The sequence below is a fragment of the Bradyrhizobium pachyrhizi genome (assembly GCF_029714545.1).
Lineage (GTDB): Bacteria > Pseudomonadota > Alphaproteobacteria > Rhizobiales > Xanthobacteraceae > Bradyrhizobium > Bradyrhizobium pachyrhizi.
Window position 1 is genome coordinate 2,216,926 of record NZ_CP121667.1, and the last position, 13,624, is coordinate 2,230,549.

11 protein-coding genes are annotated in these 13,624 nt (G+C 63.2%); 4 read left to right on the forward strand and 7 right to left on the reverse strand.

Going from position 1 to position 13,624, the window contains the following annotated elements; genetic code table 11:
- Window positions 1–56: 56 nt before the first annotated feature.
- From QA639_RS10170 to QA639_RS10185, 4 genes are all read right to left on the reverse strand, one after another.
- Window positions 57–1,409, reverse strand: a complete 1,353-nt coding sequence (locus QA639_RS10170) for a carbohydrate porin (protein WP_283089696.1) — start codon at window positions 1,407–1,409, stop codon at window positions 57–59.
- 311 nt (window positions 1,410–1,720) lie between these two features.
- Window positions 1,721–2,782 (reverse strand): ABC transporter permease, encoded by a 1,062-nt coding sequence (locus tag QA639_RS10175; protein ID WP_283089697.1) that lies wholly within the window; start codon window positions 2,780–2,782, stop codon window positions 1,721–1,723.
- Window positions 2,779–4,305: a sugar ABC transporter ATP-binding protein gene (locus QA639_RS10180; protein ID WP_283089698.1), complete on the reverse strand. Its 1,527-nt coding sequence runs from the start codon at window positions 4,303–4,305 to the stop codon at window positions 2,779–2,781. The genes QA639_RS10175 and QA639_RS10180 overlap by 4 nt, the downstream gene beginning before the upstream one ends.
- A 64-nt stretch (window positions 4,306–4,369) precedes the next feature.
- Window positions 4,370–5,335 (reverse strand): sugar-binding protein, encoded by a 966-nt coding sequence (locus QA639_RS10185; RefSeq protein WP_082190794.1) that lies wholly within the window; start codon window positions 5,333–5,335, stop codon window positions 4,370–4,372.
- A gap of 241 nt (window positions 5,336–5,576) precedes the next feature.
- On the opposite strand from QA639_RS10185, the gene QA639_RS10190 reads away from it, so the two are divergent.
- Window positions 5,577–6,842, forward strand: a complete 1,266-nt coding sequence (locus QA639_RS10190; protein WP_157340831.1) for an ROK family protein — start codon at window positions 5,577–5,579, stop codon at window positions 6,840–6,842.
- Window positions 6,843–6,923: 81 nt separating this feature from the next.
- The gene (locus tag QA639_RS10195; protein WP_283089699.1) at window positions 6,924–7,682 is read left to right on the forward strand and encodes an SDR family NAD(P)-dependent oxidoreductase; all 759 of its coding nucleotides are present in this window, start codon (window positions 6,924–6,926) and stop codon (window positions 7,680–7,682) included.
- On the opposite strand, the gene QA639_RS10200 is transcribed toward QA639_RS10195, so the two are convergent.
- From QA639_RS10200 to QA639_RS10210, 3 genes are all read right to left on the reverse strand, one after another.
- Window positions 7,679–8,500, reverse strand: a complete 822-nt coding sequence (locus QA639_RS10200) for a MetQ/NlpA family ABC transporter substrate-binding protein (RefSeq protein WP_283089700.1) — start codon at window positions 8,498–8,500, stop codon at window positions 7,679–7,681. The genes QA639_RS10195 and QA639_RS10200 overlap by 4 nt on opposite strands.
- A 71-nt stretch (window positions 8,501–8,571) precedes the next feature.
- Window positions 8,572–9,912 (reverse strand): LLM class flavin-dependent oxidoreductase, encoded by a 1,341-nt coding sequence (locus QA639_RS10205; protein WP_028333367.1) that lies wholly within the window; start codon window positions 9,910–9,912, stop codon window positions 8,572–8,574.
- A gap of 27 nt (window positions 9,913–9,939) precedes the next feature.
- Window positions 9,940–10,626 (reverse strand): class I SAM-dependent methyltransferase, encoded by a 687-nt coding sequence (locus QA639_RS10210; protein WP_283089701.1) that lies wholly within the window; start codon window positions 10,624–10,626, stop codon window positions 9,940–9,942.
- Window positions 10,627–11,153: 527 nt separating this feature from the next.
- On the opposite strand from QA639_RS10210, the gene QA639_RS10215 reads away from it, so the two are divergent.
- Together QA639_RS10215 and QA639_RS10220 are read left to right on the forward strand one after the other, a co-directional pair.
- Window positions 11,154–12,590: an FAD-dependent oxidoreductase gene (locus QA639_RS10215; protein WP_283089702.1), complete on the forward strand. Its 1,437-nt coding sequence runs from the start codon at window positions 11,154–11,156 to the stop codon at window positions 12,588–12,590.
- 96 nt (window positions 12,591–12,686) lie between these two features.
- Complete coding sequence (locus QA639_RS10220; protein ID WP_283089703.1) at window positions 12,687–13,616, forward strand: TauD/TfdA dioxygenase family protein; 930 nt, start codon at window positions 12,687–12,689, stop codon at window positions 13,614–13,616.
- The last annotated feature ends 8 nt before the right edge of the window (window positions 13,617–13,624 follow it).

Here is a 13,624-nt window from a genome sequence, read left to right on the forward strand (position 1 = left end):
GGCGTCGTGAGGGGTTACCATGGCTGGCTTTGCTCAAGCATGCTGGCCACCTCCGCTCAGAAGTGCACCAGCGTGCGCAGACCGAGAATCCAGGCGTTGTCGGTCTTCATGCCGGCGGCATTGTACCCGCGCCCGCCAGGATGCATCACATACTGGGCGTCGAACTTCAGGTTCATCCAGCCCGTCGCCTGCCACCCGTACCAGGCTTCGATCGGAACTTCGTTTCCTCCGGCGTTGGGCGTGAGCGCAGCCGTATTCACATGGGTCGTACCGACCGCAAAGCCGACTTCGTCCTCCGGGCGGGAGGCGAACGTTCCGGTGTGCCTGAAGCCGAATGCGATCTGGTAATCCTGGTACGACGTGCGGTGGTCGGCGACAGTCGTATTGAGGAAGGTGTACCAGCCCTGTGCCTTGGGACCTTCAACCGTCAGCCGCTGCAGGATCGATTCGTAGACGCCATAACGACCGCGCGAATCTCCGAGATTCTGGTCCGAGACGCCGCCGGTACCCGGAGAGATCGCAATGATCCCAGGCAGGCCGCCATCAATTGTCGATGCGCTGTCATACCAGCCGCCAAATCTCCAAGTCCCGTTCAACGGACCGCTCGGCGCCCAGACCACCTCGACCGGCACCAGCACGCCCGAGGCGGGGCTAGAGCCGGGGACACCCGGCAGGAAGTAAGTCGCGGAGTCCGACGTTGTCAGGTAGTTCGGGTTGGCATCGTAGAAGCCGACCGAAAGCTGCCATTCCTTGGCGAAGTTGTAGTGCACCACACCGGCCCATTGGCTCACCGGCCAATTGTAGATGTAGCCACCCTGGATGTTGCCGGGCTGGCCGCCGCAGAAGGTCAGGTTGATGAACTCGCAGAGACCAAAGAAGAAGTCGGAGCCGACCGGAAGACGGCCGCCCTTGAGTTCAAGGCGATCATCGAACAGCTTCTGCGAGTAGTAGAGTTCGGTCAGGCGAAGAATGCTGCCGCGGCCGAACACTTCGTTGGTCAGCTGCAGCGCCGGAATTCCCGCCTCGTCATTCAGGTTGCGGCCGAAGCGGTCGACCAGCGTGAGGCCAACCGTGCCGCCCTGGATGCCGGCAAGTTTTGCCATGTCGAACTTGGCCTGAAAGAAAAGCTGTCCGGCTTGGGTCGCGGTGTTCCTGTTGCCGCCCGACAAATTGCCGACGGCTTCGTCGCCCAGCGTCAGGGCCAGCGAAATCCCTCGCTCCTTTAGTTGCGTCCTGCCGAGATCGCCGAACAGATATGGTCTTGTCCAGAAATCATCGGTCTCCGTGTAAGGCACCGGCGGAGCCTTCGTCATGAGATCGGCCGCATGCGCGCCGCCGCCGCTGAACTGAGATAACAACGCCATCCCCACGCCGCACGCCCGCGCGGTGTTTACAGACCTAAGTGACATTTTCTGCGCTCTCAGCGTCCCCGGCTTTGTCTATTTTTGTGCCACGTTCCCGCCCAAAGCCCTTCAGCGGGTAACGTGGTCGTTTCAGTGCATCGATCATTCAACCAGAGATAGAATTCGTGCGCGCGCAAAGCCCTTCAAGACGGCGGCGAGGGGTCTGCCTGCGGCTCAGCTGGGCCAGGCCTGCTGCGCCAATCTGGATACGAGCGCCGCGAGCTTGATTGATCTCGCGCCTCGAACTCCTTCCCCTCGTTCCTCTACTCAAGCTGCCGCGACCATATTCCCGGTCCGGGTCCTTCCTTTTCGAGTTGTCATGCCTGATCGCCCGTCGTCGTCGGCAACGCAGCCGCGCTATGCGGAGCCGCGCCTTGCAGAATTGTGCTTTCCTTCGATCTTGGCGCGGTGCGGGCGAGGCCTGCGAGCGCGGCCTTGCGCCGTCGACGGGCCTGCAATTGCTGATCCGCCAGCACACCGATCAGGATCACGGTCCCCATCACCGCGAAGTTCAGCGAATTGGGAATGCCGAGGATGTTCACGAGGTTCTGCAGCACCTGCAGCAACGCCGTCCCGAGCACGATGCCCAGAATGGAGCCCTCGCCGCCGCGCAGGCTGCAGCCGCCGAGGACGGCTGCTGCGATCGCATAGAGTTCGTAGAAGTTGCCAAACGAGCTCGGAGAGACCGAGTTGGTGTAGAACACGAACATCACGGTCGAGACGCCGGCGAGCCCGCCGCTGATGACATAGGCGGTCGCGATCACGAGATTGGTGTTGATGCCGGAGAAGCGCGCCGCTTCCTCGTTCTTGCCCACGGCATAAAGCCAGCGCCCGTAGACCGAGCGGTGCAACAGGACGCCGAGGATCAGCGCAAGGATGATCAGGAAGATGAAGGTGTTCGGGATGCCCGCAATATTACCGGAGGCGATGTTGCTCAGCGTGCTCGCCTCGTCGCCGTAGCCGAAGCCGCGCGTCGAATCGCTGGTGTAATAGCGCGCGGCGCCGCGATAGATCAGCAAGCCGCACAGCGTTACGATGAAGGGTTGCATTTTCAGCCGCGTGATCAGGAAGCCCTGGATGCCGCCCAGCGCAAGCCCGCCCATCAGGACCAGCAGCAGCGCGAACGGCCAGGGCACCTGATAGGTCGTCAGCAGGTCGATGAAGATGACGCCGAGCAGCGCGAACATCGAGCCGAGCGAAAGATCGATTCCGCCGGTGATGATGACGAGACCTTCACCCAGCGCGAACACACCGAACAGGCCGATCAGATTGGCCATGTTCAGCAGATTCACGAACGACAGGAAGGCCGGATTGATCGCGCCGGTGATGGCGGAGATCACCGCCAGCAGCAAGAACAGGCCGAGTTCCTTCTTCATCATGGCGCAGCGGCCTCCATGGTTTCGAGTGCTTGGCCGACCGCCAGTCTCAACACGTTGTATTCGCTGAACTGGTCGCGCTCGATCACGCCGCTGACACTGCCTTCATGCATCACCGCCACCCGGTCGGAGACGCCGATGACTTCCTCCATGTCCGAGGAGATCATCACGATCGCGACGCCCTGGTCGGCGAGGCTGCGCATCAGCGCGTAGATCTCGCTCTTGGCGCCGACATCGATGCCGCGGGTCGGCTCGTCGAAGAACATCACGCGCGGCTGCATGGAGAGCCACTTGCCCAGCACCACTTTTTGCTGGTTGCCGCCGGAGAGTGTGACGGCTTCGATGTCGATGCTCGGCGCCTTGATGGACAGCCGCCTGGTCTGGTCTTCGGCGATTCTGCGCTCGGCCGCGCCGTTGACCAGCCACATCCGCGCATGATCCAGCAGGCTCGCGAGCGTCACGTTCTCCCGGATCGGCAGTTCCAGCACCAGGCCGGATTTCTTGCGATCCTCGGGCACCAGGTAGATTCCTTGCCTGATCGCGTCACGCGGCGAGGCGACGCGGACCGGGGCGTTGTCGATCCGGATCTCGCCGCCCAGCAGCGGATCGACGCCGAACACCGCGCGGGCAAGCGAGGTGCGGCCAGCGCCGACGAGCCCGGCGAGGCCGAGGATCTCGCCGCGCAGCACGGACAGATTGATCTGCCGGTCAGGAAAGGCAGTGGTCACGACGCCGGCGACATCGCAGCCGCCGGGCTGCGGCGTGCAGGACGGCGGTGTATACAGCGCCTTCAGGTCGCGGCCGATCATCAGCCGGATCATGGCGGCGTGGCTGAGCTCGTCGCGCGCCAATTCCCCCACCGTGCGCCCGTCGCGCAGTACCACGACGCGATCGGCGCAGCTCATGATCTCGCCGAGCCGGTGAGAGATATAAATCACCGAGATGCCGTGCGTCTTCAGGTCGGCAATCACCTCGAGCAGCCGTTCCGTCTCCGAAATCGTCAGGCTGGAGGTCGGTTCGTCCATGATGATGACGCGGGCGTCGATCGAGAGCGCCTTGGCGATCTCCACCATCTGGCGCTCCGCGATCGACAAATTCTCGACCAGCGTGCCCGGCATGAAATCGGCGCCCAGCCGTTCCAGCAGCGGCATCACGCGGGCGTGCATCTGCACATTGTCCACCAGCTTCAGCGGGCCGCCGGCCAGCTTCTCGCGTCCGATGAAGACATTGGCCGCGACGTCGAGATTCTCGAACAGGTTCAGTTCCTGGTGCACGAAGGCGATGCCAGATCGCGTCGCCTCGGTCACCGTCATCCGGGCGTGCTCGGTGCCGCCAATGCGGATCACGCCAGCGCTCGGCGCGATCACGCCGGCGAGCACGCGCATCAGTGTCGATTTGCCGGCACCGTTCTCGCCGATCAGGCCCAGCACCTCGCCGCGATTGACGCGCAAATTGACGTCGTCGAGCGCCTTGACGCCGGGATAGGTCTTGCTGATTCCGCTGAGTTCCAGCAGCGTTTCCGCCATTCGGCATGTCCTCCTGCACAACGCCCGGCGGCCTGTGGCGGTCGGGCGTTGAAGCCGTCTGAAGTTACTTCTTGAGCAGTTCCTTCAGATGTGCGGCGAACTCCGCGACGTTGGTCTTGCTGATCACCTCGGTCGGCACGATCAGCTTGCTGTCCTTCGGAATCCAGGACTTGTCGCCGTTCAGCGTCTTGATGATGTTGGTGGCGGAAAGATAGCCGAACTCGTAGGGCTGCTGCACGACCGTGGATTCGATTGTGCCGTCGGAAATGCCGCGCAGCGTCCGCTGATCCTCGTCGAAGCCGACGATCTTCACCTTGCCGGCCTTGCCTGCGGCCTTCACCGCGTCATAAATCAGCGGCGTCTCGTAGCTCCACAGGCCGGACAGCAGCGCGATGTCGGGATATTTGACGAGCACGTTCTCCATGTTCGCCTTGGCCTTGGCGAAGTCCACCTGGTCGGTGAACACGTCGACCAGTTCGACCTTGGTGCCGGCGATCGCTTCCTTGATGCCCTGCACCCGCTCGCGGGCGTTGTCGGCGTCCATCGTTCCGACGAACAGCGCGATCTTGCCGCCGTTCGGCAGCGCCTTCTTGATCTCCTCGCCGGCCTGCCGCCCTGCCGCGACGTTGTCGGTGCCGATATAGGCGAGGCGATTGCTCTGCGGCGCGTCACTGTCCGTGGTGATCAGCACGGTCTTGGCCGCAACCTTGTTGAGTTCTTCGGTTGCATGCGGTGCATCGTCGACCGAGATCGAGATACCGGCGACGCCGCGCACCAGCAGATCGTCCAGTTCGCGCCGCTGGCCGGCCGCCGTCCCTTCATTGGTGACGATCAATTCGATATTGTAGTCCGGGTGCTCCTTCTGCGCCTTCTCAAGCCCGCGGCCCGCGATGGTCCAGAAGTCGGCCGCGACATTGGTCACCAGCGCGATGGTCTTTTTCTGCTGTGCCTGTGCTACCCCCGTCGCCATGGCGAACGCGGCTGCGCCCGCCAAGAGCGGCACGATCAATTTTCTGGTTGAGACATTCATATGCACCTCCCTGTCGACACCCCCGGTGAGGGGATTTCACGCTCGGCGCTTTTCACGCCTTATTTTATTCATGTAACGAATAAATTAGCGCGACAAAATGTCCAGTCAAGAATGTTAATGATCACATCTTCAGCCAAAAATAGTATAGGGATGACGTATTTCAGTCGCTATCCGCGCTTTTTGACCCGCAAACGAGTAGCCTGCGTTGAATAATTTCATCAAGAGAATTAAAAAACGCAATATGAACGAACAGCCCGAGCCGTTGAGACGTGCTTCGAGCCTGGCCCGCGGATCGAACCCCGGCCGTCTCGTCGAGGTCCTGCGACGCCAGGGGCCGTTGCCGCGGGTCGAGCTCGCACGCAGCACGGGCCTGAGCTTCCCCGCCATTTCGGCCATCACGTCGAAGCTGATGGCGGAAGACCTGCTGTGCGAAGCCGAGACAGATGCGGCGACGCTGTGGCCCGACGACGCCGACGAAGAGGACGCGGATGGCGGCCGTCGCCGCGGCCGGCCGGCAGTCCTGCTGACCCTGAATCCCGAATTTGGCCGCATCATCGCGGTCTCGCTGCGCATGAATCTGGTCGAGACACTGATCGCCGATTTCAGCGGCTCCGCCCTAGCGCAATCGCGACTTGAACTCGCGACGCGCGCGCTCAATGCAAGCGCATTATGCGAGCTCGTGATCGCACAGATCGACGCCATGCTTGAGGCGACCGCCACGCCGCGACATCGCTTGCTCGGAATCGGAATAGCGCTGCAAGGCATCGTCGACGGCGATACCGGCCGGCATCTGTGGAGCCCGGCGCTGTCGATCACCGACGTCGATCTTGCCAAGCCGATCCGCCAGGCGTTCGGTGCCGAGGTCGTGATGGCGAACGACGCGGTCGCGGTCGCGCTGTCCCTCGCTGCCGCCGAACCGGCACTGGCGCAGGGCCTCACGGCCACGATCATGGTGGGCCACGGCGTCGGCATGGGCATCATTGTCGACGGTGAAGCGCGCTGGGGTGCCGGCGCGGGCAGTGAGATCGGTCATGTCAAGTTGGCGCTGAACGGCCCGCAATGCCGCTGCGGTCAGCGCGGCTGCATCGAGGCCCATCTTGCCGATTATGCGCTTTACCGCGATGCCCGCACCTTTCTCGACCTGCCGCCGGCGGCGTCGCAGCAGCCGTCCGAGGCGCAGATGGCTCTGCTACGCGATCGGGCACGGAGCGGCGATTCCCGTCTCGAGCACTTGTTCCAGCAGGCGGGCCACGCGCTTGCCGAAGCGGTCGCCACGACGATATCGGTGCTGCGCCCGCATCATGTCATCCTCGCAGGTCCTGGCCTGCAGGCATTCGACATGATGCGCAGTGCCTATGAGGAGAGGCTCGACCAGGCGGTGCTGCCGTGGCTGCTCAAGTCCACGGCGATATATGTGCGTCCAAGCGAGTCGGCGACCATCGTCGACGGCATGGTGCGGCGGACGCTGCGGGTCGTGGACCGCAGCCTCATGGAGACAACCGAGTGAACTTCGGAATCTGTGGCCCTCTTGCCTGAGCCGCAGCAACGCAACCGACGCCCTTCAGGCGCCAAAATCGAGAGGATGCCAATGCAGGGCGCCATCTATCCAAGTATCAAGGACCGGACCGTACTGGTCACCGGCGGCGGTTCCGGCATCGGCGAGGCGATCGTCCGCCGGTTCATCGGCCAGGGCGCGCGGGTCGGATTCATCGATATCGATCTGGCGTCGTCGGAGCAGCTGCTGTCCGATCTCGGGGCACAAGCCCGCGTGCACTTCGAACATGCCGATCTGCGCGACATCGGCGCGCTGCGGCGCGCAGTCGCCGGCATCCGCGAGGCGCTCGGGCCGGTCACCATCCTGGTCAACAATGCGGCCCGCGACGACCGTCACGCGATCGAGGATGTCACACCGGAATTCTGGGACGAGCGGATCGCCGTCAACCTGAAACACCAGTTCTTCAGCGCCCAGGCGGTCGCGCCGGACATGAAGCAGGCAGGGGGCGGTTCGATCGTCAACATCGGCTCGGTGAGCTGGGTGATCGGCCAGGGCAACATGCCCTGCTACACAACGGCCAAATCAGCCGTTCAGGGCCTCACCCGGGCGCTGGCCCGCGATCTCGGGCCGCACAACATACGGGTCAATTCCATCCTGCCCGGATGGATCATGACCCAGCGGCAGCAGGATCTGTGGTTGACGTCTGAAGGCGTGGCCGAGCTGATGCAGCGCCAATGCCTCAAGCGCAAACTCGTGCCTGATGACATCGCCCGTGTCGTGCTGTTCTTTGCCGCCGATGACAGCGGTGCCTGCACCAACCAGAGCCATATCGTGGATGGTGGCTGGGTCTAGCGCTTCAGGTAATCCGGTAAGGTAAACCCGTCATAGAAGCGGTCGGAGAGGATCGTGGTCTTGAACGTCTGTGATTTGTAGCCGGCGACGATGTCCTGCGCCCACGGCGAGCCTGCATTGGCCTGCTTCACCGCGACCACATTGATATAGGGCGTCGTCATCTTCTCCAGGGCAAATGCATTGGTCAGCTTCAAGCCGCTGTAGATCGCGAAGTTGCCCTGGATGGCGGCGAAATCAACGTCATCGAGCGCGCGCGGCGCCTGTGCCGCTTCCAGCGGCACGATCTTGATGCCGCCGGGGTTCTTGATCACGTCGAGTTCGCTGACATCGACCGGCTTGGAGTCGCGAATCTCGACGAGGCCGAGATCGCGCAGGATCCAGAGCGCGCGCTGCAGATTGACGGGATCGTTGGGCACGGCCACGGTCGAGCCGGGCTTGATCGGCGAGCCGACCGGGTGCTTCTTCGAGTAAAGCCCCATCGGGGGCGTCGGGACGTGGACGATGCCGACGAGGTCGGTTTGCTGCCGCTCGTTGTACGAGTTCAGGAAGATCGTGTGCTGCATGACGTTGGCGTCGATCTCGCCCTTGAACACTGCATTATTGGCTTCCAGCCCGGTCGAAAACTCGACATAGCGGACACGGTAGCCCTTCTTCTCGAGTTCCGGCGCGACGCCAACCTTGAATTCGTCGATGTAGGGGCCCGGCACGAAGCCGACTTTCAGATCGGATTTGGCTGATGTCTCCGCGTGCAGGGCGGCGCCGGTAAGAGCACCGAGAATGAGCAGGGTCGAAAGGAACAGGACGCGCGCAGTGGTCATTGAATTCTCAAATCCTTAGGCTGTGGGCAAATAGCGATCCGGCTGACGCGGGGTCGGCGGTTTCGATCACGTCAGGCGATCGCCTTGATCGATCCGGAAAACACGCTTTGCGGCCGGCTCAGTTGGTAATGGTCGCGCAGCGTCGTGCCGCTGTACTCGTCGCGGAACAGGCCGCGCTTGCGCAGGATCGGCACGACTTGCTCGGCGAAGATATCGAACCCGCCGGGTAGCCAGGGCGGCATCACGTTGAAGCCGTCGGCCGCGCCATTCTCGAACCAGGTCTGGATGTTGTCGGCGATCTTCTCCGGCGGGCCCACGATCACCCAGTGGCCGCGCGCCCCGGCGAGACGCTGCACGAGCTGGCGGATCGTCGGCTGCTCGCGATCGACGATGTCGACCACGAGCTTGAAACGGCTGGCGACCCCGCGGGCGCTGCCGGTGTCGATCAGGTGGCGCGGAAAGGGACCGTCGAGGTCGAAGCCGGAGAGGTCGAGCCCGATCATCTGGCGAAGTTGGGTCAACGAGTATTCCGGCTGGATCAGCTCGTTGAACTCGTCCTGCAACAGGTCGGCTTCGGCCTGCGTGCTAGCGATGAACGGACTGATGCCCGGCAGGATCCTGACCTGATCGGGGCTGCGGTCGAAGGCGCGCGCCTGCCGCTTGATGTCCGCATAGAACTCCTGGGCGCTCGCCAGCGTCTGATGCGCGGTGAAGATCGCTTCGGCATAGCGCGCGGCAAAGGCGCGTCCGTCATCAGACGAACCCGCCTGGACATAGACCGGCCGTCCCTGCGGCGTCCGCGAGATGTTGAGCGGGCCGCGCACCCGGAAGTGCTTTCCGACGTGATCGATCGGATGGATCTTTCCCATATCAGCGAAAATGCCGGATGCGGGATCGTTCACCACGGCGTCGTCTTCCCAGCTGTCCCACAGCCGCGTGATGACATCGATATATTCCCGCGCCCGCTCGTAGCGTTCGTGGTGAGGTGGATGCTCGGACAAGCCAAAGTTCTGCGCCGCCTGTGCCGTGCTGGTCGTGACGATGTTCCAGCCGGCCCGGCCGCCGCTGAGGTGATCGAGTGACGCGAACAGGCGCGCCAGATTGTAGGGCTCGGTATAGGTCGTCGACGCGGTCGCGATCAGGCCGATCCGTTTCGTGGCGACGGCGATCGCGGCCAGCCAGGTGATCGGCTCGAACCGGAAGCGTTGTGCGTAGCGAACATTGTCGGCGAGCGCGGGGCCGTCGGCGAAGAAGATCGCGTCGAATTTCTGCGCTTCGGCGCGCTGCGCCAGCTCTTGGTAATAGCTGACGTCAAGGATGCGATCCGCCGCAGACCCCTTGTAGCGCCATGCCGCCTCGTGATGGCCGCCGGGATAAATAAAGAGATTAAGGGAAAGCTGTCGTTTGCTCATCTCGGATCTCGTGAGTTCTGCTGATCGTTATTGGTGGAACGGCGCCTTGTGCGCAAATGCGAAGCGCAGGTAGCGCTCCAGCTTCAAACCTTCGGGCGTGCGCTTTTCTTCGACAAGGCGCGCGAAGTTGCGACGCACCAGTTCGCGCTCGTGAGGGGTGAACGCTTCGAGGAAATTTCCGAATGCGCTCGCGTCCGACCACTGCAGCAGCGATGCCGCATCGTCGTGGATATCGATCAGCGCGCGCAGCTCGCTGCGGTAGCCGGCGAAGCCACGTGCCGCGAACTGCGATTTGAGCTCCTCGTCGGTCGATCCGAGCACCGGGTTCGAGTCCTGGCGATCGCCGGCAAGACCCGCCTCGATGATGGCGCGACGAAGCAGCTGGCGCGACTGGTGCGGCCTGGACGGATCCTGCACATTCAATCCGAGGCGGCCGCCGGGCCTGAGCACGCGCCGGATCTCCCGCAGCGCGCGATCCTTGTCGGAGATCCAATGGAAGACGCTATTGAGATAGACCGCGTCGAACTGCGCGTCGTCGAAGCGCGACAGTTCTTCGGCGCGCCCGGTGGCGAACTGGAGGTTATCCCCCTGCCGAAGGCGCGCAATTTCGATGCGGCCGGCAAGTGGGTCGATACCGATCACGCGTCCGTCCGGACCGACCAGTCCGGCGACGAATTCCGCAAGCCGGCCGGTTCCCGTCCCGATGTCGAGCACGTGCTCGCCGGTCTTGATGGCGAGCGGCCCGATCAGGAACTTGCCGTGGCGAAATTGAACGAGTCCAGCTTCATCATAGGAGCGGGCGAGCTCCGGAGTATCGTGTTCAAGGCTGATGTCGCCAGCAGTTCGCGGCATTTCCAGAGATCCATCGTTGCTCGCCGCGCGTCGACGTTAGGCGCGTGCGTTGCGTCCAGACTCTATGTCGGCGGCGGTGAAATGAATTTGCGTTGTTGCACGGCAAGCGAGCATGAACGTGACGAGTTCGTCGTTCACCGGAGATGAGTGCGATCGCGCCGATCCCGGCGACGTATGATTTGGGAAGTTCTCCCGATCGATCGCGCCGATCCCGCACGTCGCAACGCACATGAGGTGATCGGTCAAGCGGCGATCATCGCAAATATTTCAATGCCCGCGGTGTCCACGACGCGAACATTGCCTGCTATCAAAAACAAAGCTGGTTTCGTTTCATTGACTGAATGTCGATCGCTTTTACGATTTGCAACGTCAAAGCGAGGTGGTCATTCATGCCGCAATCCGATCCCGACAGCGTCGCCCGCGAGGCCCTCCGGCTGATCGGGGCCGACCCGCAGAACTGGGTGCCTGATCGCGACGGAATCGATCACAACGTCGTCGTGGTCGGCGGTGGCCAGTCCGGCGCGGCCTTCGCGTTCGCGTTTCGGCGCGCCGGGATCGGCAAGGTTTCGGTGATCGATGCCGCCGCCGACGCCGGCAAGGCCGGCGTGTGGCTGACGAGCGCGCGAATGCACAAGCTTCGCACTCCGAAGACGCTTCCAGGTCCGGAGCTCGGTCTGCCCGGTCTCGGTTTCCAGGTATGGTATGAAACGCGCCATGGCGCGGCGGCCTTCGACGCGCTCGATCGGATTCCGCGGCTCGACTGGGCGGCCTATCTCGACTGGTATCGCCGCGTGACCGGCGCCGGCATTCGTTACGGTACGCGGCTGCTCCGCATCGAGCCCGCAGCCGATCATTTGCGGTTACATCTGGAGCGGAGCGGGGTCACGACCATCGAGACCACGCGCAAGCTGGTGCTCGCAACCGGCTTTGCGGGTAGCGGGGGCGCTTTTGTCCCTGACGCGCTGCGGGTCCTGCCGAAACGATTCCGTGCGCACACATCGGAGAAGATCGATTTCAGGACGCTGCGAGGTCTTTCCGTTGCGGTGGTCGGGAGTGCTGCGTCGGCCTTCGATGCGGCGGCCGCAGCCCTTGAGGCCGGAGCGCGTGATGTTCATCTGTTTGCACGCCGGGAAACCTTGGCCGCGTTGCCCGTCATTCGGATCCGCGGCTACCCGGGAGCCTATGACAATTATTGCAGCCTGCCCGACGGGGTGCGCTGGCATCAGGCGATCCGGTTCAGGCAGGCTGGGTCGACCCCGCCGCCGGATGCGATCTCGCGCGCGGTAGCCTTCCCCAATTTTCATCTGCACCTGGGCGCACCGTGGACCTGGGCGCAATTGAAGGGGGTGCGGCCGGTCGCGATCACTCCGCAGGGCGATTTCGCCTTCGATTTCGCGATTGCGGGGACCGGCTATTCCGTCGATCTGGGCGCGCAGTCGGAGCTCGGCGACTTCGCCGACGAAATCCTGCTGTGGCGAGATCGCTTCGTGCCGCCTGACGACGAAAAGGACGATCGCCTGGCGGCCTATCCTTATCTCGGGTCCGGGCACGAGTATCTGGAGAAAGTTCCGGGCCGCGCGCCGTATCTGAAGGACATTCACGTCTTCAACCCGGCAGCATTTGTCAGCTTCGGCCTGCCGATCGGCGACGTTCCAAGCCTCAAGCGCGACATTCCGGGGATCACGGCCAAGATCAGCCGCGATCTGTTCCTGGCCGACCTCGCATCTCACGAGGCGCGCATCAACGGAGAGATCGCGGAGGATTTCACCGCCGAGCTCTATGCACCGGCTGTCTGGCGGCCGCCGCAGCCCTTCGCGGCGGAATAGCGAGGATCACGACTACATCATTCATCTCCGCCGTCGTTTCCGCGACCGGCGCATGGCGGAGCTTGTCCAGGGGATCGCGGCGACGAGACCAAGATCATGAGCAACACGACCACCATCGACAACGTCATTCCGCGCGCCGACATCGTCAAGCGTGCCGCCCGGCTTGGTGCCGAGATCAGGAATGTGAAGCTGTCGGGTGACCTGCCCGACGCGGTCATCCGCGCCGTCAACCAGGTGCTGCTCGAGCACAAGGTGATCTTCTTTCGCGACCAGGGGCACCTCGACGACGCCGAGCAGGAGCGCTTCGCGGTCAGGCTCGGCAAACTGGCGCCGCATCCGACCATCGGCCCGAGCAAGGGCACGTCGTCGATCCTCGAGCTGGATTCGGGGCGTGGTGGCGGCCGCGCGGACCAATGGCATACCGACGTCACGTTCGTCGATGCCTATCCGAAGATCTCGGTGCTGCGCGGCGTGGTAATCCCGCCCTATGGCGGTGACACCGTCTGGTCGAACACGGCGGCCGCCTATCTCGATCTGCCTGCGCCGTTGCGCAAGCTCGCCGACGAGCTCTGGGCGGTTCACAGCAATGCCTATGATTACGCAGTGAAGTCTCGCGCCACCGACGCCGACAGAAAGCATTTCGACGAGGTATTCACCGGAACGATCTATGAGACCGAGCATCCGGTCGTGCGCGTCCATCCCGAAACGGGCGAGCACACGTTGGTGCTTGGCAATTTCGTCCAGCGCTTTCTCGGCCTGCCGAAATATGACGGCCGAAAGCTGTTCGATCTGTTCCAGTCCCACATCACGGCTCCGGAGAACACCGTGCGCTGGAGCTGGCGGGCGGGGGACGTCGTGATCTGGGACAATCGCGCGACCCAGCATTACGCCGTCAATGACTACGGCGATCAGCATCGTGTGGTGCGCCGCGCCACCATCGATGGCGAGGTTCCGGTCAGCGTCGACGGCCGCCACAGCGTGACGCGCATCAAATCGCCGAAGCCGCAGTCGGCGAAGGCAGCCTGAGCATGTCT